14 protein-coding genes are annotated in these 22,368 nt (G+C 60.2%); 9 read left to right on the top strand and 5 right to left on the bottom strand.

All coding sequences use genetic code 11. The features are described 5' to 3' along the window. Positions 1-140: 140 nt before the first annotated feature. From PSUM_RS23585 to PSUM_RS23575, 3 genes are all read right to left on the bottom strand, one after another. Complete coding sequence (locus PSUM_RS23585) at positions 141-1,331, bottom strand: osmoprotectant NAGGN system M42 family peptidase (protein ID WP_033043117.1); 1,191 nt, start codon at positions 1,329-1,331, stop codon at positions 141-143. Positions 1,332-1,468: 137 nt separating this feature from the next. Continuing rightward, positions 1,469-3,214, bottom strand: a complete 1,746-nt coding sequence (gene ngg / locus PSUM_RS23580) for an N-acetylglutaminylglutamine synthetase (protein WP_020799983.1) — start codon at positions 3,212-3,214, stop codon at positions 1,469-1,471. A 3-nt stretch (positions 3,215-3,217) separates the two neighbouring features. After that, entirely contained in the window at positions 3,218-4,990 is a 1,773-nt protein-coding gene (locus tag PSUM_RS23575; protein WP_020799984.1) for an N-acetylglutaminylglutamine amidotransferase, read from the bottom strand. A 296-nt stretch (positions 4,991-5,286) separates the two neighbouring features. Between PSUM_RS23575 and PSUM_RS23570 the strand changes: the two genes are divergently transcribed. After that, positions 5,287-10,104 (top strand): NEL-type E3 ubiquitin ligase domain-containing protein, encoded by a 4,818-nt coding sequence (locus tag PSUM_RS23570; RefSeq protein WP_083349632.1) that lies wholly within the window; start codon positions 5,287-5,289, stop codon positions 10,102-10,104. Between the two features lie 5 nt (positions 10,105-10,109). On the opposite strand, the gene mnmC is transcribed toward PSUM_RS23570, so the two are convergent. After that, positions 10,110-12,092 carry a bifunctional tRNA (5-methylaminomethyl-2-thiouridine)(34)-methyltransferase MnmC2/FAD-dependent 5-carboxymethylaminomethyl-2-thiouridine(34) oxidoreductase MnmC1 gene (gene mnmC, locus PSUM_RS23565; RefSeq protein WP_083349631.1) on the bottom strand — a complete coding sequence of 661 codons (1,983 nt, stop codon included), beginning with the start codon at positions 12,090-12,092 and terminating at the stop codon, positions 10,110-10,112. Between the two features lie 159 nt (positions 12,093-12,251). On the opposite strand from mnmC, the gene pap reads away from it, so the two are divergent. The 3 genes from pap to PSUM_RS23550 all read left to right on the top strand — a co-directional run bounded on the left by pap (position 12,252) and on the right by PSUM_RS23550 (position 16,138). Then, positions 12,252-13,757: a polyphosphate:AMP phosphotransferase gene (pap, locus tag PSUM_RS23560; RefSeq protein WP_020799987.1), complete on the top strand. Its 1,506-nt coding sequence runs from the start codon at positions 12,252-12,254 to the stop codon at positions 13,755-13,757. 105 nt (positions 13,758-13,862) lie between these two features. Beyond that, positions 13,863-15,047 carry a thiolase family protein gene (locus PSUM_RS23555; protein WP_083349630.1) on the top strand — a complete coding sequence of 395 codons (1,185 nt, stop codon included), beginning with the start codon at positions 13,863-13,865 and terminating at the stop codon, positions 15,045-15,047. 131 nt (positions 15,048-15,178) lie between these two features. Further along, entirely contained in the window at positions 15,179-16,138 is a 960-nt protein-coding gene (locus PSUM_RS23550) for a DMT family transporter (protein WP_020799989.1), read from the top strand. 130 nt (positions 16,139-16,268) lie between these two features. On the opposite strand, the gene PSUM_RS23545 is transcribed toward PSUM_RS23550, so the two are convergent. Further along, on the bottom strand, positions 16,269-17,663 hold the full coding sequence (locus tag PSUM_RS23545) for a class II fumarate hydratase (protein WP_033043106.1): 1,395 nt from the start codon (positions 17,661-17,663) through the stop codon (positions 16,269-16,271). A 192-nt stretch (positions 17,664-17,855) separates the two neighbouring features. Here PSUM_RS23545 and PSUM_RS23540 point away from each other — a divergent pair, with 192 nt between their 5' ends. From PSUM_RS23540 to PSUM_RS23520, 5 genes are all read left to right on the top strand, one after another. Next, positions 17,856-18,377 carry a DUF2059 domain-containing protein gene (locus PSUM_RS23540; RefSeq protein ID WP_020799991.1) on the top strand — a complete coding sequence of 174 codons (522 nt, stop codon included), beginning with the start codon at positions 17,856-17,858 and terminating at the stop codon, positions 18,375-18,377. A gap of 13 nt (positions 18,378-18,390) precedes the next feature. Continuing rightward, positions 18,391-18,690, top strand: a complete 300-nt coding sequence (locus tag PSUM_RS23535; RefSeq protein ID WP_020799992.1) for a BolA family protein — start codon at positions 18,391-18,393, stop codon at positions 18,688-18,690. Between the two features lie 171 nt (positions 18,691-18,861). After that, on the top strand, positions 18,862-19,803 hold the full coding sequence (gene trhO, locus PSUM_RS23530) for an oxygen-dependent tRNA uridine(34) hydroxylase TrhO (protein ID WP_020799993.1): 942 nt from the start codon (positions 18,862-18,864) through the stop codon (positions 19,801-19,803). A 36-nt stretch (positions 19,804-19,839) separates the two neighbouring features. Beyond that, positions 19,840-20,442 carry a DsbA family protein gene (locus PSUM_RS23525; protein WP_173667180.1) on the top strand — a complete coding sequence of 201 codons (603 nt, stop codon included), beginning with the start codon at positions 19,840-19,842 and terminating at the stop codon, positions 20,440-20,442. Then, complete coding sequence (locus PSUM_RS23520) at positions 20,435-22,252, top strand: ABC transporter ATP-binding protein (RefSeq protein ID WP_020799995.1); 1,818 nt, start codon at positions 20,435-20,437, stop codon at positions 22,250-22,252. Before PSUM_RS23525 ends, PSUM_RS23520 begins: the two co-directional genes overlap by 8 nt. Positions 22,253-22,368 lie beyond the last annotated feature (116 nt).

The raw sequence follows: 22,368 nt of genomic DNA, 5'->3' as shown, positions 1-22,368 counted from the left end.
CGGTCAAATCAATGACGAGATGCTACGGCGGTTATGACCACATCACCAGTAGGAGCTGCCGCAGGCTGCGATCTTTTGATCTTTGTTTTTTAAGATCAAAAGATCGCAGCCTGCGGCAGCTCCTACTGGATCGCATTTCGTTAGATGTCGCTGCGCTGTCCCACCAGGCTATCCACCGACGGCACTCGCGTATCGCTTTCCATCTGCGTCTCGTGTTCGATCTGGTGACTGAACCGGTCCAGCGAGCCTTTGGCCGGCTGCGCGTCGCTGGCGAACACCGGCGGGCTGAGGATGTAGGCGCCGAGCAGGCGGCTGAGGGCGGCGAGACTGTCGATGTGGGTGCGTTCGTAGCCGTGGGTGGCGTCGCAGCCAAAGGCGAGCAGGGCGGTGCGGATGTCATGGCCGGCGGTGACCGCCGAGTGAGCGTCGCTGAAGTAGTAGCGGAACAGGTCGCGGCGTACGGGCAACTCGTTGTCACTGGCCAGGCGCAGCAGGTGGCGCGACAAGTGATAGTCGTACGGCCCGCCGGAATCCTGCATCGCAATGCTCACCGCGTGTTCGCTGGAGTGCTGGCCGGGAGCGACGGGCGCGATGTCGATGCCAACGAATTCACTGACGTCCCAGGGCAATGCCGCCGCGGCGCCACTGCCGGTTTCCTCGGTGATGGTGAACAGTGGATGACAGTCGATCGCCAGCTCTTCGCCGCTGTCGACGATCGCTTTCAACGCTGCCAGCAGCGCCGCGACACCAGCCTTGTCGTCCAGGTGGCGGGCACTGATGTGGCCACTTTCGGTGAACTCCGGCAGCGGGTCGAAGGCGACGAAATCACCGACGCTGATGCCCAGCGAGTCACAATCGGCGCGGGTCGCGCAATAAGCGTCCAGGCGCAATTCGATGTGGTCCCAGCTGATTGGCATTTCATCCACGGCGGTGTTGAACGCGTGCCCGGAGGCCATTAGCGGCAACACGCTGCCACGGATCACGCCGTTGTCGGTAAACAGGCTGACGCGGCTGCCTTCGGCAAAACGGCTGGACCAGCAACCCACGGGGGCCAGCGTCAGGCGGCCGTTGTCCTTGATGGCGCGCACGGCGGCGCCAATGGTGTCCAGGTGCGCGGAAACGGCGCGGTCCGGGCTGTTTTTCTTGCCCTTGAGGGTGGCGCGGATGGTGCCGCGACGTGTCATCTCGAAGGGAATGCCCAGCTCTTCGAGCCGTTCGGCGACATAGCGCACGATGGTGTCGGTGAAGCCGGTGGGGCTGGGAATGGCGAGCATTTCCAGCAGGACTTTCTGCAGGTAGGTCAGGTCTGGTTCCGGGTATTGGCGGGTCATGGAAACTCCTGATGAGTTGAGGGATCGTTTTCACGCGCAGCAAAGGAATGAATCAACGGACGCTCTGCGTTCGGCTCTTGAGGGACGCGGAGCGTCCCGGGCTGCATTGCCACACAGAGCATGGCAACGATCGGGCGCTACACGGCCGGCTGACTGTGCGGAAACAACAGGTCTACAAACCGCTCGGCCGTCGGCTGCGGTTCATGGTTGGCCAGTCCGGCGCGCTCGTTGGCTTCTATGAATACGTACTGCGGTTGATCGGCGGCAGACACCATCAGGTCGAGTCCGACCACGGGAATATCCAGCGCCCGCGCCGCGCGCACCGCGGCGTCCACCAACGTGGGATGAAGAATCGAGGTGACATCTTCGAGAATCCCACCGGTATGAAGATTTGCCGTGCGCCGCACGAAAAGGTGCTCGCCCGGCGGCAGTATGCTGTCGTAGTCGTAGCCCGCTGCCTGCACGGTGCGCTCGGTCTCAGGGTCCTGCGGGATCTTGCTTTCGCCGCCGGTAGCCGCCTGGCGCCGTCGACTCTGGGCTTCGATCAGCGCGCCGATGGAGTGCTGGCCATCGCCCACCACCTCGGCGGGCCGTCGAATCGCCGCAGCGACCACTTCAAAGCCGATCACCAGAATTCGCAGGTCGAGACCTTCATGGAAGCTTTCCAGCAGCACGCGACTGTCGTACTGACGGGCGGCTTCGATGGCGTTCTGGACCTCTTCGATGGTCTGCAGATCCACCGCCACGCCTTGCCCCTGTTCACCGTCCAGTGGCTTGACCACCACTCGCTGGTGTTCGTCGAGAAACGCCAGGTTGTCATCGGCGTTACCCGCCAGTTGCTGCGCGGGCAGGTTCAGGCCTGCCGCCGTGAGCGCTTTATGGGTCAGGCTCTTGTCCTGGCACAGGCTCATGCTGATGGCACTGGTCAGGTCGGTCAGTGACTCGCGGCAACGTACCCGCCGTCCGCCGTGGCTGAGGGTAAACATCCCCGCCGCGACATCATCGACCTGCACATCGATGCCGCGACGATGGGCTTCCTCGACGATGATCCGCGCGTAGGGGTTGAACTTGGCTTCAGGGCCGGGACCGAGAAACAACGGCTGGTTAATGCCGTTCTTGCGCTTGATCGCAAAGGTCGACAGGTTGCGAAAACCGAGCTTGGCGTAAAGATTTTTGGCCTGGCGATTGTCGTGCAGCACGGACAAGTCCAGGTAACTCAGCCCACGGCTCATGAAGTGTTCAATCAGATGCCGCACCAGCACCTCACCGACACCGGGCCGCGAACAGTGCGGATCGACGGCCAGGCACCAGAGGCTGCTGCCGTGTTCCGGATCGTTGAACGCCTTGTGATGATTGAGGCCCATGACGCTGCCGATGACTGCGCCGCTGTCCTCGTCCTCGGCCAGCCAGTACACCGGGCCGCCCAGATGACGGGGGGTCAGCAAGCTGGCATCGATCGGCAACATGCCGCGTGCCTGATACAGCTGGTTGATCGCCTGCCAGTCGGCATCGCCTTGCGCGCGACGAATGCGAAAGCCGCGAAACACGCGGGTCGCCTGACGGTAATCGCTGAACCACAACCGCAAAGTATCGGAGGGGTCGAGAAACAACTGGGCCGGCTCCAGCCCCAGTACTTGCTGGGGCGCGGCGACATACAGGGCGATGTCGCGCTCACCCGGTCGTTCATTGAGCAACGCCTGGGCAAGGCTCGTCGGGTCGGGGAACGTATGGCCGATCAACAACCGGCCCCAGCCGCAATGCACGGCAATCGGCGCAGTACTGAGTTCACTGCCGTCTTCGGCCAGGCGTGCCTGCAAGCGTTCGTAAGAAGGCGCCTGACCGCGTAACAAGCGTTGGTTATACGCCGTGGCTTGAGGTTTCATCGATCAGATTCCTTGTTCACTGAGCCACAGGTTCAGCGCCGCCAATTGCCACAGCTTGGAGCCGCGCAACGGAGTCAATTGGCCTTGTGGGTCCGTCAGCAAGCGGTCGAGCATCGCCGGGTTGAACAGGCCACGATCCTGGCTCGGATCCAGCAGCAATTCACGTACCCAGTTCAGCGTGTCACCCTGCAAATGCTTGAGACCCGGCACCGGGAAGTAACCTTTTTTGCGGTCGATGACTTCGCTTGGAATGACCAGGCGCGCCGCTTCCTTCAGGACTTGCTTGCCTCCGTCAGGCAGTTTGAATTTGCCCGGCACCCGGGCTGACAATTCCACCAGGCGATAGTCGAGAAACGGCGTGCGCGCCTCCAGGCCCCAGGCCATGGTCATGTTGTCGACGCGTTTGACCGGGTCATCCACCAGCATCACCGTGCTGTCCAGACGCAAGGCCTTGTCCACCGATGCATCGGCGCCGGGTTGTGCGAAATGTTCCTTCACGAAGTCACCAGCGGCGTCATTCGCGGTCAGCCATTTCGGCTGGACGGTGGCGGCGTAGTCCTCGTAGCTGCGGTCGAAGAACGCATCGCGATACGCCGTGTAGGGATTGGCTGCGCCATCCACTTGCGGATACCAGTGATACCCGGCGAACAGTTCGTCCGCACCCTGGCCGCTTTGCACCACTTTGCAATGCTTGGCCACTTCGCGCGATAACAGATAGAAAGCGATGCAGTCATGACTGACCATCGGCTCGCTCATCGCGCGGAAGGCGGCGGGCAGTTGCTCGATGATCTCTTTTTCGTCGATGCGCAATTGATGGTGTTGGGTGCCGTAATGCCTGGCGATCAAGTCCGAATACTGGAACTCGTCACCGCGCTCGCCACCGGCATCCTGGAAGCCGATGGAGAAGGTCGACAGGTTTTCCACACCGACTTCACGCAACAGGCCGACGAGCATGCTCGAATCGACACCACCCGACAGCAGCACGCCAACATCCACCGCCGCCCGTTGACGAATCGCCACCGCATCGCGGGTGCTGTCGAGTACGCGGTCACGCCAGTCCTCGAGCGTCAGATTGATCTCGTCGGCACGTGGGCCGTAGGGCAGGGTCCACCAGGTTTTCTGTTCGGTTCGGCCATCCGCGTCAATGCGCATCCAGGTTGCCGGTGGCAGTTTTTCGATGCCGGCCAGCAGAGTGCGTGGGGCTGGGACCACGGCATGGAAATTCAGATAATGATTCAGGGCCACCGGATCGAGAATCGGGTTAATGTCGCCGCCCTTGAGCAGCGCTGGCAAAGCCGAAGCGAAGCGCAGGCGCTGGCCGGTGCGCGACAGGTACAGCGGCTTCACACCGAGACGGTCACGGGCGATGAACAGGCGCTTGGCGTCGCGTTCCCAGATAGCGAAGGCAAACATGCCGTTGAGCTTGGGCAACAGCGCTTCGCCCCAGGCGTGGTAGCCCTTGAGCAACACTTCGGTGTCGCCGCCGGAATAGAAGGCATAACCGAGGTTTTCGAGTTCGCTTCGCAGCTCCGGGAAGTTGTAGATCGCGCCGTTGAAGGCCAGGGACAGGCCCAGTTGGGTATCGATCATCGGCTGTGCCGAGCCGTCCGACAGGTCCATGATTTTCAGGCGGCGATGGCCGAGGGCAATCGGCCCTTGGCTATGAAAACCCCAGGCGTCAGGGCCTCGAGGCGCCAGATGATGGGTGATTCGCTCAATGGCTGCAAGGTCTGCAGGTTGATTGTCAAAACGTAACTCGCCAGCTAATCCGCACATAAATTCCTTACCGGTTTTTCCGTTGGGGAGGGTCAATCCGCACCATGCCAGAAGGGCAGGTACTCAGAAACTGACCCGCCTCGCTTGTGGGAGTTTTAGAACGATAAGTTATAAGAAGGAATTGCCGGACGAATGGCAGGCACGGCAGAAACGCTCTTGGCCGTGGCGGTAACTATTGATGGGATGCATAGAAGTAGCTGCTTGGATGGGGGGCGATCCAACCCGGTATTCGAATTATCAATTGCCTGCGGTGCTTCCTAAACTGAGCGTCTCTTAACGCAATAAGGATATTGCTCATGCAGGCTACGACTTCCAAACCCGCCCCCGTGGCGGTGCCACTGACATCGGCACAACGTCTCGAAGCCTTGTTGGAACACACGGGCGACCTGGACAAGGCGCAAGTGCTGCAAGCGTCTATCGCCCCTTGGTTGGCGACCGCGGATTTGAGCGTGGTGCAGGCTTTGAAGGCGGCGTTCGAGCAGTCTTTTGTGACCCAGGGCAAGGTCACCGAGGCGCTCAAGAAGCTCAAGCCTCTGGACGAATTCTGCAAAGAGCAACTGACCGTATTCCTCAAGGGTAAATGGACGGTCGATTTCGACGTCGAGCGGGATATGCTGGACATTACGAAAACACTGTACACGTCCACAGGCGTGCTCCCCGTCTTCGGATCCGCTGGTCGAGTAACCACCACATCACGCAGCTTGCTTCAGGCCGCCATGGAAAACTTTACGGCTAAAGAAGCCACGAGCGGCGGTTTTTCAGCGGACTCGGTTATACGCATCAATGAACAAGCCCAATCAGGCGCTGAAATCATCCCTGTAAAATTCGCCGCCCTGTCGCGTGAGCTCGACCTGGGCGCCCGCTATCAGCGCCATATTGACCAGGCTTTGGCCTTGCCGCCCAGACCCGCCAATGATGCGCCTGCCGATGATCGGCCCAGCATCGCGGATATCCGGCGGCTGAAGATGCTGGATATGCGCGTCGCCCTGCACATGGCCTCCCTGAAAAAGGACATCACTGCCGCTGCCTACACCATGCTGCTGAGTGTGATCGATCAGGATCTCCCGGCAGCGCAAGCCAGCGGCGTGCTATTCGATGGTGGGCCTGTGCAGTGGCAGGGCTTGATGATTCATGACGCCTGCATCTGTGGGGCACTGGTCTTCAGCAAAGTCTCCATCGATACCGAGCCGAAGGCCCGGTGTGTGGTTTACATGCCGAACGAACCCCGACGACCGCTGTATGAATACGCTTCACTGGATGACTTCAAGGTCTACCTGACCCTCCACTTGCAAAGCAAAAGCTACAGAAAGTCTTTCGCCGAGCAGTACCTGCATGGCCAGGATAAAACCGGTTTTTTTACCGAGTTTGACAAGGATAAGACCCTGGGCACACTCGTTGCCGCGCCTGGCGACACTTGCCTTGGTGATTTTTTCTTCAGCACTTTTGTCAGTACGACTCAAAAAAATGCACGAATGCTTGCGGTGCCGACTGCAGACGTCGATGAGCAAGAGCGGGAAAAAAACCTTCAGGCATTGCTCGATGGTGGTCTTCTGCTGTTGAACGCAGCCGCTTTTTTTGTACCGGTGATCGGCCAGTTCATGCTGGCTACGGCTGTCGTCGACATCATCAGTGAAGTGTATGAAGGCGTGGTTGAGTGGACGCACGGAGAGCGGACCGCCGCTTTGTCCCATTTGCTGAGCGTTGTGGAAAACGTCGCGCAGTTGGCAGCGTTTGCCGTCGGCGGGAAAATTATCGCGACCACTATCGGTAAGGGCGTAAAGGAGCAGGGAGCATTCTTCGACGGTTTCGAGGCCGTCACTTGCGCTGATGGTCGAGCCAGATTGTGGAAGCCCAACCTCGACACCTATGAACAGACCACGACTCTGCCAATCGGCGCGCAACCTGATGTGCAAGGCCTCTACCGGCATGCCGGGCAGACGTCGATCGTCATCGAGGGAGTTCCTTATCGAGCCACCCGCAACGCCGCCGGATCGGCATGGACGCTCAATCATCCTGTGCGCACCGACGCATTCGCGCCTGCCGTCGAGCGAAATGTGGAAGGGGGCTGGCGGCATGTTCATGAGCACGCGCACGAGTGGCACGACGGTGCTTATGCATTGGGGCGCACGGATCCGCGCCTGAGTGATCTGGGCAGTGATCTGGAAGCGATTGCCGACATCATCGACATGACGCCTGACACGTTGCACCAGCTTCATCAAAGCAACCTCAAGTTACCGCAGCGGCTGAAGGACTGTGTCGAGCGCTTCAGGATTGACCGGCGCATCACTGCGATGGTCACGGCAATGGAAGGGGGAGAGAGCGCAAACAAGGACTTCATCCAGGAGCAACTGCATACACTGCCGAGGTTGCCAGGCTGGCCGGCGGAACGCTTCATCGAAGTGCGCGACGAGGCGGACCTGGTAGTGTCCCGCTTCCCCGAGACAGGGCCACACGAGGATGAAAACGTCAACAGTGTGCTTGTTTATCAGTCGGATCTGGAGTCTGGGAAACTGCTCGACAAAGTCATCGGTGGTCTCTATCCGGCAGAGGTGCAGGGCATCATCGCAAGCACAACCACGGAATCGAAATCGCAGCTGTTGGCGAAGAAGATCGCGACGAGCCTCAAGAGTAATCGCCAACCGCTGTTTGACTGGCTCTATAAAGCCTGGGACGGCACCGCCACCGGTGACGTTGCGACGCTGGGTGAACACGCCGCAGACCTTCCCGTTCGCGTGCGCCAGGAATTGCTGGATAACGCCTCTGGCAACGATCGCAGCTTTCTGCGCGACCGCAAGATCCTCGGCATGGATCTCGCGGGGCAGGTCAGCGAGGCACAGGCACTGCTCAGGCAGGACCGTGCGCTCACCGGGTTGCACCTGCCGCATTTGGCCAATGCCGATACCAACAGACTGACGCTCTGGCTGATGGAAAGGGTGCACGGCTGGGATGAAAGCTGTCGGCTTGAAGTGCGACAGGGGCGAGCAACCGGCACCTTGCTGGACAGCGTCGGTGCAGTGGATGCACAGTCGCTCGGTATCATTGTAAAGACGCCCACCGGCTACCAGGTCACTCAAACCAATGGCAATTTTTCCTCCACGTTGATGAGCGACACGCTGGTTACGTCGATACTTGACGCTTTGCCAGCCACCCAGCGCACTCGCATGGGGCTCACGGGCGATGGTGTGCAGGACGTCCGTGCTCTTCGTTCAAGACTGTCGAAGGCCGGCGCCGGCGATCCGGCGCGTACCGGGCGCGTGTTACGGGGAGAGCGCAGTGATACTCCCAAACACCTGGCTGCCTGTGTACTGGCAGATCCTCCCGCTGCGGGCACTTATGCAAGGGCCTTGATTCGTAAAGTCAAAAAGCTTTATCCACTGTTCTCCGATGCCCAGGCTTCGGTGTTTCTCGACAGCGCCGGCACTACCCAGCTGCAGCGGGTGAATCGAATCAAGGCGCTGGAGCTGCAACTGAAAAAACTGCTCGATGTGCTGCACACCTGGCGTGACGATGAAGTGGCAATGAAGAAACTGCCGGGGCAGCTCAACGACATCCGTGTCAGCCGTCGACAGGTGGCCAATGCCATCGAACGATGCTGGCGCCGGATAGCATGGTCCACTCAGGGTTCTACAACGCTCACGCTGGAGCGCAACTTTGTAGGCCCATTGCCGACGCTGACCGAGCAAGATGTCGCCCATGTGCGCAGTCTTTCCGTCAAGGACATGCAGGCTGGCGATGAGTTGGCGTACTTCCTCAAGCCTTTTAAAAAGCTGGTCACTCTGAAACTGGACCGCAATAAGCTCACACGATTGCCTGAAGTGCTGTCGCACATGCCCGATCTCAGGCATTTGAGCCTGGAGGATAATCAGATACAGCTGACCGAACACACCTTGCGCAAACTGGCGGACATGCGCAATTTGCGTGCGTTGGGGCTCAATGGCAATCGCCTGGGGGCCACGATTGACATCAGCAAAATGCTGAACCTGAAAGAGCTGTTACTGCGCGATACTCATGCGACGGAATTGCCTGTCGGACTTTCCCGTTTGCCGTATCTGGACTTCGTGGACCTGCGGGGAAACCTGATTCGGGAACTGCCGGAGTTGCTGTTTCAACTCCCTCAGCGATTCGCCCTGGCGATCAACTTGCGCCATAACCCTGTATCCGCGTCTAGCCGAACAAGGCTTGCGGCCTATCATGTTCGTACGGGCATCGGGATGGGGCTGCTGCCAAACGATAACGCGGTGCTCAATGATCAAAGGGCTCGAGACCTTTGGATGCCCAAACTGGTTGAAGAGACCTATGCCAGTCGTAATCGTGCATGGCTGGCGTTGAAGCACGAACCCGGATCGAAAGCATTCTTTGAGTTGCTGGCAGAAGTTGGAAATTCGGCCGATAGCCGTTATGTGAATGAAGACATGACCCGGCGGGTCTGGAGTGTCATTGAGGCGACCCAGGCTCACTCGGCATTACGTACTCAATTGCTGTCAATGGCAGTCAAGGCCCATTGCGCTGATGACGCGGCGACGATCTTCAGTAATCTCGAGGTCGCTGTCGAAATTGACAGGGTGGTTCGGCTGTCCGCCAACGCCCATGATCAGGCCGCTCGGTTATTGAGACTCGGGCGAAGTCTGTTTCGCCTGGATTACCTTTCCAGAATTGCTCGGGAAAAGTCCCAGGTCAATCCAGCACTCGATGCGGTGGAAGTGGAGTTGGCTTATCGCACCGGCCCGGCCGACAGGCTTGACCTGGTCGGCCAGCCCCAGCACATGCGTTATGCATCGCTCAGTGGCGTCAAGGCAAATGACCTGGAGTTGGCCTACAACAAAGTCCTTGCCGCGGAAATTTCACCTGAGCTATCGACCTATATCACTGGCCGTACGTTCTGGAGCGACTTTTTGCGACAGCAACATGGCAAACAATTCACCGACCTGACCGCCCCCTTTCACGTGCGGATGGAAACGGCCTTTGAAAACGAGGCAACGCTGGGTGCGGATTATCGCGCCACAGTGGACGGCATCGCCGATGAGTTGCACAACGCCGAGGCCGCTTTGTTGAAGCGTCTGACCGAGGCGGCCATGGAAGCTGACGAGTCAAGGACTTGCTTTGCGCTGGATTGATCGCTTTACGCCTTGCCTCGAATCAATCGGCGCAAGGCGAAACGGTTCGGATGGCAAGCCTCGGCGACGGTCCTGGGCAATGGCAGCGGTTCGTTATCCAGCCACGCGGCGATCAATTCGCCTGACAGTGGCGCTGTGATCAATCCTCGCGATCCGTGGCCGCTATTGACGTACAAGCCATCCAGCCAGGGGCAAGGGATGTCCGGGGTTTGTCGGGCATCCTTGCTCAAGGCGCTGTAGGCGTCGGCGAATGCCTGGCTGTCGGCCAGTGGCCCGACAATCGGCAGGTAATCCGGGCTGGTACAGCGAAACGCTGCACGACCTTCAAGTTCATCGGCTTGCAAGGTGTGCGCACCGAGCCGAGCGACCAGATCCAGCGAGATTTCTTCAAGCATCTGCAAGTTACCCAAATGCTCGGCAGTGGTCGGGGTCAGGTCGTCGCTGTTGAAATCGAAACTCGCCCCCAGCGTGTGTTCGCCCAGGCGTGCCGGCGCGATATAGCCTTCGGCGCACACTACGGTATTCAGCGTCCGGCTTTCGGTCGTTTGGGGCAAACGGGTGATTTGTCCGCGAATGCGTTTGAGCGGCAACTCGCTGCTGTAGGTGAATCGCTTGATCTCGGCGGCACCGGCCAGCACCACGGTGGGTGCGTCGGCCAGCAAGCTGTCGCCATCCCACGCTTGCCAACCGCCGTCCACGCGGCGCAGCTCCAGCACATCGTGATGGGTTAGCAGTTCAACGTTCGATTGCCCAGCCTGCCATTGGCACAGCGCAGGCGGGTGTACCCAACCGCCTTCGGGGTAAAACAGGCCCCCCGATGGCAGTGCGATACCGGCGCGAGCCTCGGCGTGTGCCTGATCGAGTGTGTGCAGTAAGTCACTGGGGAACGCCGTCGCCAATTGCGCCTGACGCTCGGTTTCCTTGGCATTGAAGGCCAGTTGCAAGACGCCGCAATCGTCCCAGTCAACGCCCCGTTGCAAATGCTCAAGCAAGCGCCGGGTGTAACCGAAGCCGCTGACAATCAATTGCGACAGCGCTGTGCCGTGGGCGGAAAGCTTGAGGTACAGCACGCCCTGGGGATTGCCCGAGGCTTCCTGCGCCAGCGCATCGTGACGCTCCAGCAGACTCACCTGCCAGCCGCGAGCAGCGAGGCTGGCGGCCGTGGCACAACCGGCCAACCCGGCACCGATCACCAGCGCGCGACGTTCAAAGGTTAGCGAGGCCGGTCGGGCAAACCAGGGTTTCGCCGCAGCGGGTGCCGGGTTTTCCGCAGGCCAGCCGAGGTAGGTGCCGCGCAGGATTTCCCATTTGTGGCCGATGCCAGGTGTTCGTTTCATCTTGAACCCGGCGGCATTCAACAGGCGACGCACCCAACCCGTGCTGGTGAAGGTGCTGATGGTTGAACCGGGCGCCGCCAGTCGGGCCAACTCGGCAAACAGTTCGGCGGTCCACATGTCGGGGTTTTTCGCCGGGGCGAAGCCGTCGAGAAACCAGGCGTCGATCTGCGCGTCCAATTGCGGTAGCAACGCCAGTGCATCGCCAATCAGCAAGGTGAGCGTGACGCGGCCGTTATCCAGGACCAGGCGCTGGAAGCCCTGGTGGATCGCCCTGTATTGCGCCAGCAGTTGATCGGCCAACGGCTTGAGTTCCGGCCACAACGCCAGCGCTCGTTGCAGGTCGGCAAGACTCAGCGGGTACTTTTCGACACTGACAAAATGCAACCGTGCACCGGCCGCAGCGTGCTGCTCGAACAACTGCCAGGCGCACAAGAAATTCAATCCGGTACCGAACCCGGTTTCGCCAATCACCAATCGACCGCCCGCTGGAAGCGCCGCGAAACGCTCCCCCAAGGCATTCTGTTCCAGGAACACGTAGCGGGTTTCGTCCAGCCCTGACAGGTCGGAAAAATACACATCGTCGAACACCCGCGAGCGCGGGAGCCCTTGTTCGTCCCAGTCGATCTGGGCGTGGGGCATTACAGGTTTCATGGCAGGCTCGGTAACGGCAAGGTCGCCATTCTATCCGATCGCGGCAGGGGGCATGATCCATGGCAAGACCTGCAATCACCCATGCGATGAAAATGGGATTTCTCCCCCGCAGGAGAGCTCAATCCACTAGTCTTGCTCACATCTGCCAGGGAGCCGCTCATGTTCGAATCCGCTGAAATCGATCACGCCATTGATAAAGAAACTTTCGACGCCGAAGTGCCGGCCTTGCGTGAAGCCTTGCTTGAAGCGCAATTCGAACTGCGCCAGCAGAGCCGGTTTCCGGTGATCATCCTGATCAACGGCATCGAAGGCGCCGGCAAGGGCGAGACGGTCAAGTTGCTCAATGAATGGATGGACCCGCGCCTGATCGAGGTCCGCACCTTCGATCAGCAAACTGACGAGGAGCTTGCGCGGCCACCGGCCTGGCGCTATTGGCGGATGCTTCCGGCCCAGGGCCGCATGGGCATTTTCTTCGGCAACTGGTACAGCCAGATGCTGCAGGCCAGGGTTCACGGCGTGATCAAGGACCCCAGGTTCGATCAAGGCATCAACGGCGCCGAACGCCTGGAAAAAATGCTTTGCGACGAAGGCGCATTGATCTTCAAATTCTGGTTCCACCTCTCCAAGAAACAAATGAAGGCACGCCTCAAGGCGTTGGCCGACGACCCGCTGCACAGCTGGCGCATCAGCCCGCTGGACTGGCAGCAGTCCGAAACCTACGATCGCTTCGTGAAATACGGTGAGCGCATCTTGCGGCGCACCAGCCGCGACTATGCACCGTGGCATGTGATCGCCGGAAAGGATGCGCATTATCGCAGCCTGGTGGTGGGGAAGATTTTGCTCGAAGGCTTGCAGAACGCCCTGAAACGACCGCAAATCCACCCGGAAAAAGTCAACGTCGCGCCTGTGTTTCCCAGCGTTGATCAATTGAGCCTGCTGGACAGCCTTGATCTGACCTTGCAGTTGGCCAAGGGCGATTATGAAGAGCAACTGATTACCGAGCAGGCCAGGTTCTCCGGCTTGATGCGGGACAAACGCATGCGCCGACACGCATTGATGGCAGTGTTCGAAGGCAATGACGCGGCGGGCAAGGGTGGGGCGATTCGCCGCGTGGCTGCGGCCCTGGACCCGCGCCAATACAGTATCGTGCCGATTGCCGCGCCCACCGAAGAGGAACGGGCGCAGCCGTATCTCTGGCGTTTTTGGCGGCATGTTCCTGCCCGGGGCAAATTCACCATGTTCGACCGTTCCTGGTACGGCCGGGTGTTGGTGGAACGCGTCGAAGGATTCTGCTCCCAGGCGGACTGGCTGCGTGCCTACGGTGAAATCAACGACTTTGAGGAGCAACTGAGCGACGCCGGGGTGATTGTGGTCAAGTTCTGGCTGGCCATCGACAAGCAGACGCAACTGGAGCGTTTTCAGGAGCGTGAAGAGATTCCGTTCAAACGCTTCAAGATCACCGAAGACGACTGGCGCAACCGTGACAAGTGGGACGACTATCGCAGCGCCGTCGGCGACATGGTCGACCGCACCAGCACCGAGATCTCGCCCTGGACGCTGGTGGAGGCCAATGACAAGCGCTGGGCGCGGGTCAAGGTGTTGCGCACCATCAACCGCGCCCTGGAAGAGGCGTTCGAAAAATCGGGCAAGCGCAAGGGCAAGTAGTCAGGCGATGGTTGCGCATACGCGAGGTGAATGATTGTCGCGGTCGGTTATTGGGTGGGCTTATGCTCGATCCACTCTCAACCGACAACAACAATGAGGTATGCCATGCGTGAAGTGGTGATCGTCGACAGCGTGCGGACCGGCCTGGCCAAATCCTTTCGCGGCAAGTTCAACATGACCCGTCCCGATGACATGGCGGCGCATTGTGTCGACGCCTTGCTGGCGCGCACCGGCATCGATCCGGCCAGTGTCGAGGACTGCATCGTCGGTGCCGGCTCCAACGAAGGTTCCCAGGGCTATAACATCGGGCGTAACGTCGCGGTATTGTCGCGCCTGGGCATCGGCGTCGCCGGCATGACCCTCAACCGCTTCTGCTCCTCGGGCTTGCAGGCGATCGCCATTGCCGCCAACCAGATTGCCTCCGGTTGCAGCGACATCATCGTTGCCGGTGGCGTCGAGTCCATCAGCCTGACAATGAAAAGCATCAACACCGATCACCTGATCAATCCGCTGCTCAAGGAGCAGGTGCCGGGCATCTACTTTCCGATGGGCCAGACCGCCGAAATCGTCGCTCGACGTTACAACGTCAGCCGTGAAGAACAGGATTTGTACGCACTGCAAAGCCAGCAGCGCACAGCCCAGGCACAGGCGGCGGGATTATTCGACGATGAAATCGTGCCAATGCCGGTGAAGTACCGGGTTGAAGACAAGGCCACAGGCGAAGTGCAGATTCTCGAAGGGGTCGTGGAGCACGATGACTGCAACCGTCCCGATACCACCCTGCAAAGCCTGGCCGGGTTGAAGCCGGTATTCCTCGAAGACGGCTCGGTCACCGCCGGTAACTCCTCGCAGTTGTCCGACGGTGCCTCCATGACCCTGGTGATGAGCTTGGAGAAAGCCCTGGCGCTGGGCTTGCAGCCCAAGGCGTTCTTCCGCGGATTCACCGTGGCCGGTTGCGAACCGGACGAGATGGGCATCGGCCCGGTGTTCTCGGTGCCCAAGCTGCTGAAGGCCAAGGGCTTGCACCTGGGTGACATCGATTTGTGGGAACTCAACGAAGCATTCGCCTCGCAGTGCCTGTACGCGCGCAATCGGCTGGAGATCGATAATGACAGGTACAACGTCAATGGCGGCTCGATCTCCATTGGCCACCCATTCGGCATGACCGGTTCGCGTCAGGTCGGGCATATCGTTCGCGAGTTGCAGCGGCGCAATCTGCGCTACGGCGTCGTCACCATGTGCGTAGGCGGTGGGATGGGGGCTACCGGGTTGTTCGAGGCGGTACGTTAGTCGCCTGCTCGACTGGCCAGCGGCATGCTGCGACCTGCACAGTTTCATTCGCGGCCAAGTGGTAACTGTCCCTGTGTGCGACGCGGCACAGCGCCTAGAATGGTGCGACTTGTTTCCGGATTGGGGTTCGCATGCACATTTCATCGGGTCGCTGGGTTTATGGGCTGTTGCTGGCCTTGCTGACCGCGCTGTTGTGGGGAATCCTGCCGATCAAACTCAAGCAGGTGCTGCTGGTGATGGACCCGGTCACGGTGACCTGGTTTCGCCTGATGGTGTCCGGTGGCTGCCTGTTCATTTACCTCGCGGCGACCGGGCGCCTGCCGAGCCGCAAAGCGCTCGGGCCACGGGGCGGCTGGCTGGTGCTGATGGCAGTGCTTGGCCTGGTGGGCAACTACGTGCTGTACCTGATGGGGTTGAACCTGCTCAGCCCAGGCACCGCGCAACTGGTGGTGCAGATGGGCCCGATCATGTTGCTGATCGCCAGTGTGTTCGTGTTCAAGGAGCGGTTCAGCCTGGGGCAGGGGATTGGCTTGTTGGTGTTGTTGATCGGCTTTGCGCTGTTTTTCAACCAGCGCCTGAGTGAGTTGCTGACCTCGTTGAGCGACTATACCGCCGGTGTGCTGCTGGTGTTGCTGGCCTCCACGGTCTGGACATTTTATGCGCTGGGGCAGAAGCAGTTATTGACCGTGTGGAATTCGTTGCAGGTGATGATGGTGATCTACCTGTTTTGCGGGCTGTTGCTGACGCCTTGGGTGCATCCGCTGGAAGCCCTGCAACTTAACCCGTTGCAAGGTTGGCTGTTGCTGGCGTGCTGCATGAACACCCTGATCGCCTATGGCGCCTTTGCCGAGGCGCTGGCGCATTGGGAGGCGTCGCGGGTGAGTGCGACGCTGGCCATTACACCCTTGGTTACTTTTGGCGCAGTGGCACTGGCCGCCTGGTGGTGGCCGGAGTACGTGCACGCCGAAACCATCAATGGCCTGGGTTACGGCGGGGCGGTGTTGGTGGTACTGGGGTCGGCATTGGTGGCGTTGGGGCCCTCGTTGATGGCCGGGCTCAAGGCTCGCAAGGTGCGGATGGCGGCCAGTTAGACCGCGTTATCATTCTTCGCGAGCAGGCTCGCTCCCACAAGGATTGGCGCCGGTAACAAATATTGCAGTCGACACAAAACCTGTGGGAGCGAGCCTGCTCGCGAAAGCGGACTATCAGGCACTAAAGAACTCAACCCTTGGCCCCGGCCTCCAACATGTTCTCCGGCCGCACCCAGGCATCGAACTCTTCATCGGTCAGATACCCCAGCTGCAACGCCGCCGCACGCAATGTCAGCCCTTCGCTGTAAGCCTTCTTGGCAATCTCCGCCGATTTGTCATAACCAATGTGCGGGTTCAACGCTGTCACCAGCATCAACCCTTGTTCCAGATGCTCAGCCATTTTCCCCGCGTCCGGTTCCAGGCCGGCGATGCAGTGCTGCTGGAAGTTGCTGCAGCCATCGGCCAGCAAGCGGATCGATTGCAGCAGGTTGTGGATGATCACCGGCTTGAACACATTGAGCTGCAAGTGACCCTGGCTCGCCGCGAAGCCGATGGTCACGTCGTTGCCCAAGACCTGGCAGGCCAGCATCGACAGTGCTTCGCACTGGGTCGGATTGACCTTGCCCGGCATGATCGAGCTGCCCGGTTCGTTGGCCGGCAGTTTCACTTCGGCGAAGCCGGCGCGCGGGCCGGAGCCCAGCAAGCGCAAGTCATTGGCAATTTTCATCAGCGTCACGGCGAGGGTTTTCAGCGCGCCGGACAGTGAAGTCAGCGGCTCATGGCCGGCCAGGGCCGCAAACTTGTTGGGCGCGGTGATGAACGGCAAGCCGGACAGGGCGGCAATTTCCGCGGCGATGGCTTCACCGAAGCCGTGGGGGGAGTTCAGCCCGGTGCCGACCGCCGTACCGCCCTGGGCCAGTTCACAGACCGCAGGCAGCGCGCTGCGGATCGCCCGTTCGGCGTAATCGAGCTGGGCGATGAACGCCGAGACTTCCTGGCCAAAGGTGATGGGGGTGGCGTCCATCATGTGGGTGCGGCCGGTCTTGACCAGTTTCATGTGGCGGGCTGACAGCTCGGCCAGGCCACCGGACAGCTCACTGATCGCCGGCAGCAAGTGTTGTTGCACCGCCTGTACGGTGGCGATGTGCATGGCTGTGGGAAAACAGTCGTTGGAACTCTGGGAACGGTTGACGTGATCGTTGGGATGCACCGGGGACTTGCCGCCGCGCGGGTTGCCGGCCAGCTCGTTGGCGCGCCCGGCGATCACTTCGTTGACGTTCATGTTGCTCTGGGTGCCGCTGCCGGTCTGCCAGACCACCAGCGGGAATTGATCGTCATGCTCGCCGTCGAGCACTTCATCGGCCGCCTGTTCGATCAGCCTGGCAATGTCGGCGGGCAAATCGCCGTTACGGTCGTTGACCCGTGCCGCCGCTTTCTTGATCAGTGCCAAGGCGTGCAGTACCGCCAGCGGCATCCGTTCGTCGCCGATGGCGAAGTTGACCAGCGAGCGTTGCGTTTGAGCACCCCAATAGGCCTCATCCGGGACTTCCACCTGGCCCAGGCTGTCGGTTTCGATTCGGCTCATCATGCACACTCCTGTAGGTCTGATTGCGCAGTTTAGGCCGTGATCGCCGGCCGTGGTTCCATCAGTCTGGAATCTGCTGATTCAACCCCTCTAAATCAGGCGCGACAAGGCTTGGGGTTGAGCGACAGAGTTTTTTAGGCGCAGAATGGACGTCCTTGGGGTTTTACCTCGCCTGCTAGAAAAGGAAACTCGATGACTCGTCTTCGTGCCATCTGTACCGCGGTTGCACTGGTCTGCGCCAGCGGCCCTGTTTTTGCCGATACCGCCAGCCACAACGCCAGTGCCGAGGCTTTCCTGACCCTGGCGCATGCCGACAAACTGGGTACTCCGGTGTACATGCAAGTACAGCAGATGTTTGCCCAGCGCTTCCAGCAAACCAAAGCCCCCGAATCGAAAAAAGCCGTACTGGAAACCTACCAGGCCAAGGCCAACGCCGCTCTGGACCAAGCCATTGGCTGGAACAAGCTGAAACCGGACATGGTCAAGCTCTACACCACCAACTTCACCGAGTCTGAGCTCAAGGACCTGGTCGCGTTCTACCAGTCGCCACTGGGCAAGAAAGTCCTGGAGAAAATGCCGCAGCTGACCCAGCAGTCGGCCCAGATGACCCAGGCCAAGCTGGAAAGCGCGGTGCCTGTGGTCAACAAGCTGCTGGCAGACATGACCGCCGAGCTGGAGCCTAAAGGCGCCGCTCCCGCCAAGAAAAAGCCTTGAGCCGGAGTTGGGAATGACCATGCAACAACGCATTGAATCGACACTGGGTTTGCTACAGCCCGAGTATCTGCAGGTGCTTGATGAAAGCCACATGCACAGCCGTGGTTTGCAAACACACTTCAAGGCCGTGGTGGTCAGTGCGCAGTTCGAAGGCTTGAACCGGGTCAAGCGCCACCAGAAGGTCTACGGCACGCTTGGCGAGCTGATGGGCGAGTTCCATGCCTTGGCGCTGCATACCTACACGCCTGAGGAATGGGCGCAAATCGACGCGGCCCCGGCCTCGCCGACTTGTGCCGGTGGCAGCAAGCACTAAGATCAAAAGATCGCAGCCTGCGGCAGCTCCTACAGGGGAATGCGTTCTCCTGTAGGAGCTGCCGCAGGCTGCGATCTTTTTTGTTAGAATGTTCAGCGCGTCGCTCCTGCGGCGCGTTTTTTTTCGCATCCGGTTCACCCCTTACGAGGGTAGCCACCTGGAGATTTACCCATGACACAACAGATTGTCGTGGCGGCACTGTATAAGTTCGTCACCCTGCAAGATTACGTCGCCATGCGCGAGCCCCTGCTCAAGGCCATGGTCGACAACGGCATCAAAGGCACGCTGCTGATCGCCGAAGAAGGCATCAATGGCACCGTGTCCGGCAGCCGCGAAGGCATCGACGGGCTGATGGCCTGGCTCAAGAACGACCCGCGCATGGACGACATCGACCATAAAGAGTCGTACTGCGACGAGCAGCCGTTCTACCGCACCAAGGTCAAGCTCAAGAAAGAGATCGTGACCCTGGGCGTTGAAGGCGTGGACCCGAACAAGAAAGTCGGCACCTACGTCGACCCGCAGGACTGGAATGCGCTGATCAGCGATCCGGAAGTCCTGTTGATCGATACCCGCAACGACTATGAAGTCTCGATCGGCACTTTTGAAGGTGCAATTGACCCGAAAACCACCAGTTTTCGCGAATTTCCCGACTACATCAAAGCCAACTTCGACCCGACCGTGCACAAGAAGGTGGCGATGTTCTGCACCGGCGGCATTCGTTGTGAAAAAGCGTCGAGCTACATGCTCAGCGAGGGCTTCGATGAGGTCTACCACCTCAAGGGTGGCATCCTGAAATACCTCGAGGAGGTGCCTCAGGAAGAAACCAAGTGGCAGGGCGACTGCTTCGTGTTCGACAACCGCGTGACGGTTCGCCACGACCTTAGCGAAGGCGACTACGATCAATGTCATGCCTGTCGCACACCGGTCAGCGTCGAAGATCGCGCCTCCGAGCATTATGTGGCCGGGATCAGTTGCCCGCATTGCTGGAATACGCTGAGCGAGAAAACCCGTCGCAGCGCCATCGACCGGCAAAAGCAGATCGAACTGGCCAAGGCACGCAACATGCCGCACCCGATCGGCTACAACTACAAGCAAGCATCCACCGAGGCCTGAACCATGTCTGCACGCCTGCTCTATGTGATGGACCCGATGTGTTCCTGGTGCTGGGGCTTCGCGCCGGTGGCCAACGCGTTGGTTGAGCAGGCGCAAGCCGCAGGCGTGGACGTGCACCTGGTGGTAGGTGGTTTGCGCACCGGCAGTGGTTCGGCCCTGGAGCCGACCACCCGCCGTTATATTCTGGAGCACTGGCAGGCGGTCAACGAGGCCACGGGGCAACCCTTCAAGCTCGACGGCGCGTTGCCCGACGGCTTCGTCTATGACACCGAGCCGGCCTGCCGGGCGTTGGTGACGGCACGCGGCCTGGCACCGGATTGCGCGTGGAAGCTGCTGGGATTGATCCAGCATGCGTTTTACGCCGAAGGCCGCGATGTCACCCACGCCAGCGTTCTGGTGGAGTTGGCGGAACAGGCCGGGCTGCCGCGCATCGAGTTCGCCGCCGCTTTCGACCGTGCCGATACGCACGCCGCGACGGCTGCCGATTTCACCTGGGTCCAGGACCTGGGCATCGCCGGTTTCCCGACGTTGCTGGCTGAACGCAATGGTCAATTGGCGTTGCTGACCAATGGCTACCAGCCGCTTGGCGTCCTGTCCCCCTTGCTCGGTCGCTGGCTGGAGCGTGCCGCCTGTGCATGATCCCGCCAACGACACCCCAACCGTTAAACGTGTCGACCGGCTGAGCTGGGCAGAAATCCGTCGTCTGGCTCTTCATCACAAGAAATCCCTGTGGATCGCCAACGGTGTAGCCGTGTTGGCGACCCTGTGCAGCGTACCTATTCCCTTGCTCCTGCCATTGCTGGTAGACGAAGTGTTGCTGGGGCACGGCGACGCCGCGCTGAAAATCATGAACCTGGCGCTGCCCGAGGCCTGGCAGAAAGCCGCGGGCTACATCGGCCTGATGCTGGTGGTGACCCTGGCCCTGCGGTGCGCGGCATTGCTGTTCAACGTGGTGCAGGCGCGCTTGTTCGCCTCCTTGGCCAAGGACATCGTCTACCGTATTCGCATCCGTCTGATCGAACGCCTCAAGCGTATTTCGCTGGGGGAATACGAAAGCCTGGGCAGCGGCACGGTGACCACGCACCTGGTGACCGATCTCGACACCCTGGACAAGTTTGTCGGCGAAACCCTCAGTCGTTTCCTGGTGGCCATGCTGACGCTGGTCGGCACCGCGGGCATTCTGGTGTGGATGCACTGGCAGCTGGCGCTGCTGATCCTGTTGTTCAATCCGCTGGTGATCTACGCCACGGTGCAATTGGGCAAGCGGGTCAAGCACCTGAAGAAACTCGAGAACGACAGCACCTCGCGCTTCACCCAGGCATTGACCGAAACCCTGGACGCGATCCAGGAAGTGCGCGCCGGTAACCGCCAGGGCTTTTTCCTCGGTCGTTTGGGGCGACGCGCCCGGGACGTTCGCGATTATGCGGTGAACTCGCAATGGAAAACCGATGCGTCGAACCGGGCCAGCGGTTTGTTGTTCCAGTTCGGCATCGATATTTTTCGTGCTGCAGCGATGCTTACTGTGCTGTTTTCCGACCTGTCCATCGGCCAGATGCTCGCGGTATTCAGCTACCTGTGGTTCATGATCGGTCCGGTCGAGCAGCTTCTGAATTTGCAGTACGCGTATTACGCCGCCGGCGGCGCATTATCGCGGATCAACGAGCTGCTTGCCCGGGCTGATGAGCCGCAATACCCAGGCGGTGTCGACCCGTTCAAAGGTCGCGAAACCGTTGGCATCGAAGTCCAGGGATTGAGTTTCGGCTATGGCGACGAACTGGTCTTGAACCAGATGGATCTGTCGATCGCTCCCGGTGAAAAAGTCGCGATCGTCGGTGCCAGCGGTGGCGGCAAAAGCACACTGGTGCAGTTGCTGCTGGGCTTGTACACGCCGCTGGCGGGGACCATCCGTTTCGGCGGTTCGACCCAGCAGGAGATCGGCCTGGAGACCGTGCGCGAAAATGTCGCCGTGGTCCTGCAACATCCGGCGCTGTTCAACGACACGGTGCGCGCAAACCTGACCATGGGGCGTGAGCGCAGCGACGAGGCTTGCTGGCAAGCGCTGGAAATCGCCCAACTGCACACCACTGTACGCGAGTTGCCCAATGGCCTGGACAGCATCGTCGGGCGTTCCGGCGTGCGCTTGTCCGGCGGCCAGCGCCAACGCCTGGCCATTGCGCGGATGGTATTGGCCGACCCCAAGGTGGTGATTCTCGACGAGGCCACCTCGGCCCTGGATGCCGCCACCGAATACAACCTGCACCAGGCGCTGGCGCGGTTCTTGAGCCATCGCACCACGTTAATCATTGCGCACCGCTTGTCCGCGGTGAAACAGGCCGACCGGGTGCTGGTGTTTGACGGCGGTCAGATCGCCGAGGATGGCGACCATCAGCAGCTGATTGCCGATGGTGGTTTGTACGCCAAGCTTTATGGGCATTTGCAGCAGCACTGAGTCAGTGCCAGGCACCTCGAGTGGACTTTCCTGCAAGAGGAGGAGGGTTGACGCTTGCTGGGATGCGGAAGGCCCCCTAGTCTAGCTGTAGCGATCACGTGGATGATGATCTGGCA

This window comes from Pseudomonas umsongensis (assembly GCF_002236105.1).
Classification (GTDB): domain Bacteria; phylum Pseudomonadota; class Gammaproteobacteria; order Pseudomonadales; family Pseudomonadaceae; genus Aquipseudomonas; species Aquipseudomonas umsongensis.
The sequence above is the reverse complement of the archived record's forward strand: the minus strand, read 5'-3'. Positions and strand labels throughout refer to the sequence as shown.

What these genes read in the sequence shown, in the direction of transcription:
- trhO (WP_020799993.1), top strand. Translation starts at nt 18,862, where the DNA reads ATGACACAACAGATTGTCGTGGCGGCACTGTATAAGTTCGTCACCCTG.
- pap (WP_020799987.1), top strand. Translation starts at nt 12,252, where the DNA reads ATGTTCGAATCCGCTGAAATCGATCACGCCATTGATAAAGAAACTTTC.
- PSUM_RS23525 (WP_173667180.1), top strand. Translation starts at nt 19,840, where the DNA reads ATGTGTTCCTGGTGCTGGGGCTTCGCGCCGGTGGCCAACGCGTTGGTT.
- ngg (WP_020799983.1), bottom strand. Translation starts at nt 3,214, where the DNA reads ATGAAACCTCAAGCCACGGCGTATAACCAACGCTTGTTACGCGGTCAG.
- PSUM_RS23570 (WP_083349632.1), top strand. Translation starts at nt 5,287, where the DNA reads ATGCAGGCTACGACTTCCAAACCCGCCCCCGTGGCGGTGCCACTGACA.
- PSUM_RS23575 (WP_020799984.1), bottom strand. Translation starts at nt 4,990, where the DNA reads ATGTGCGGATTAGCTGGCGAGTTACGTTTTGACAATCAACCTGCAGAC.
- PSUM_RS23585 (WP_033043117.1), bottom strand. Translation starts at nt 1,331, where the DNA reads ATGACCCGCCAATACCCGGAACCAGACCTGACCTACCTGCAGAAAGTC.
- PSUM_RS23545 (WP_033043106.1), bottom strand. Translation starts at nt 17,663, where the DNA reads ATGAGCCGAATCGAAACCGACAGCCTGGGCCAGGTGGAAGTCCCGGAT.
- PSUM_RS23535 (WP_020799992.1), top strand. Translation starts at nt 18,391, where the DNA reads ATGACCATGCAACAACGCATTGAATCGACACTGGGTTTGCTACAGCCC.
- PSUM_RS23550 (WP_020799989.1), top strand. Translation starts at nt 15,179, where the DNA reads ATGCACATTTCATCGGGTCGCTGGGTTTATGGGCTGTTGCTGGCCTTG.
- PSUM_RS23540 (WP_020799991.1), top strand. Translation starts at nt 17,856, where the DNA reads ATGACTCGTCTTCGTGCCATCTGTACCGCGGTTGCACTGGTCTGCGCC.
- PSUM_RS23555 (WP_083349630.1), top strand. Translation starts at nt 13,863, where the DNA reads ATGCGTGAAGTGGTGATCGTCGACAGCGTGCGGACCGGCCTGGCCAAA.
- mnmC (WP_083349631.1), bottom strand. Translation starts at nt 12,092, where the DNA reads ATGAAACCTGTAATGCCCCACGCCCAGATCGACTGGGACGAACAAGGG.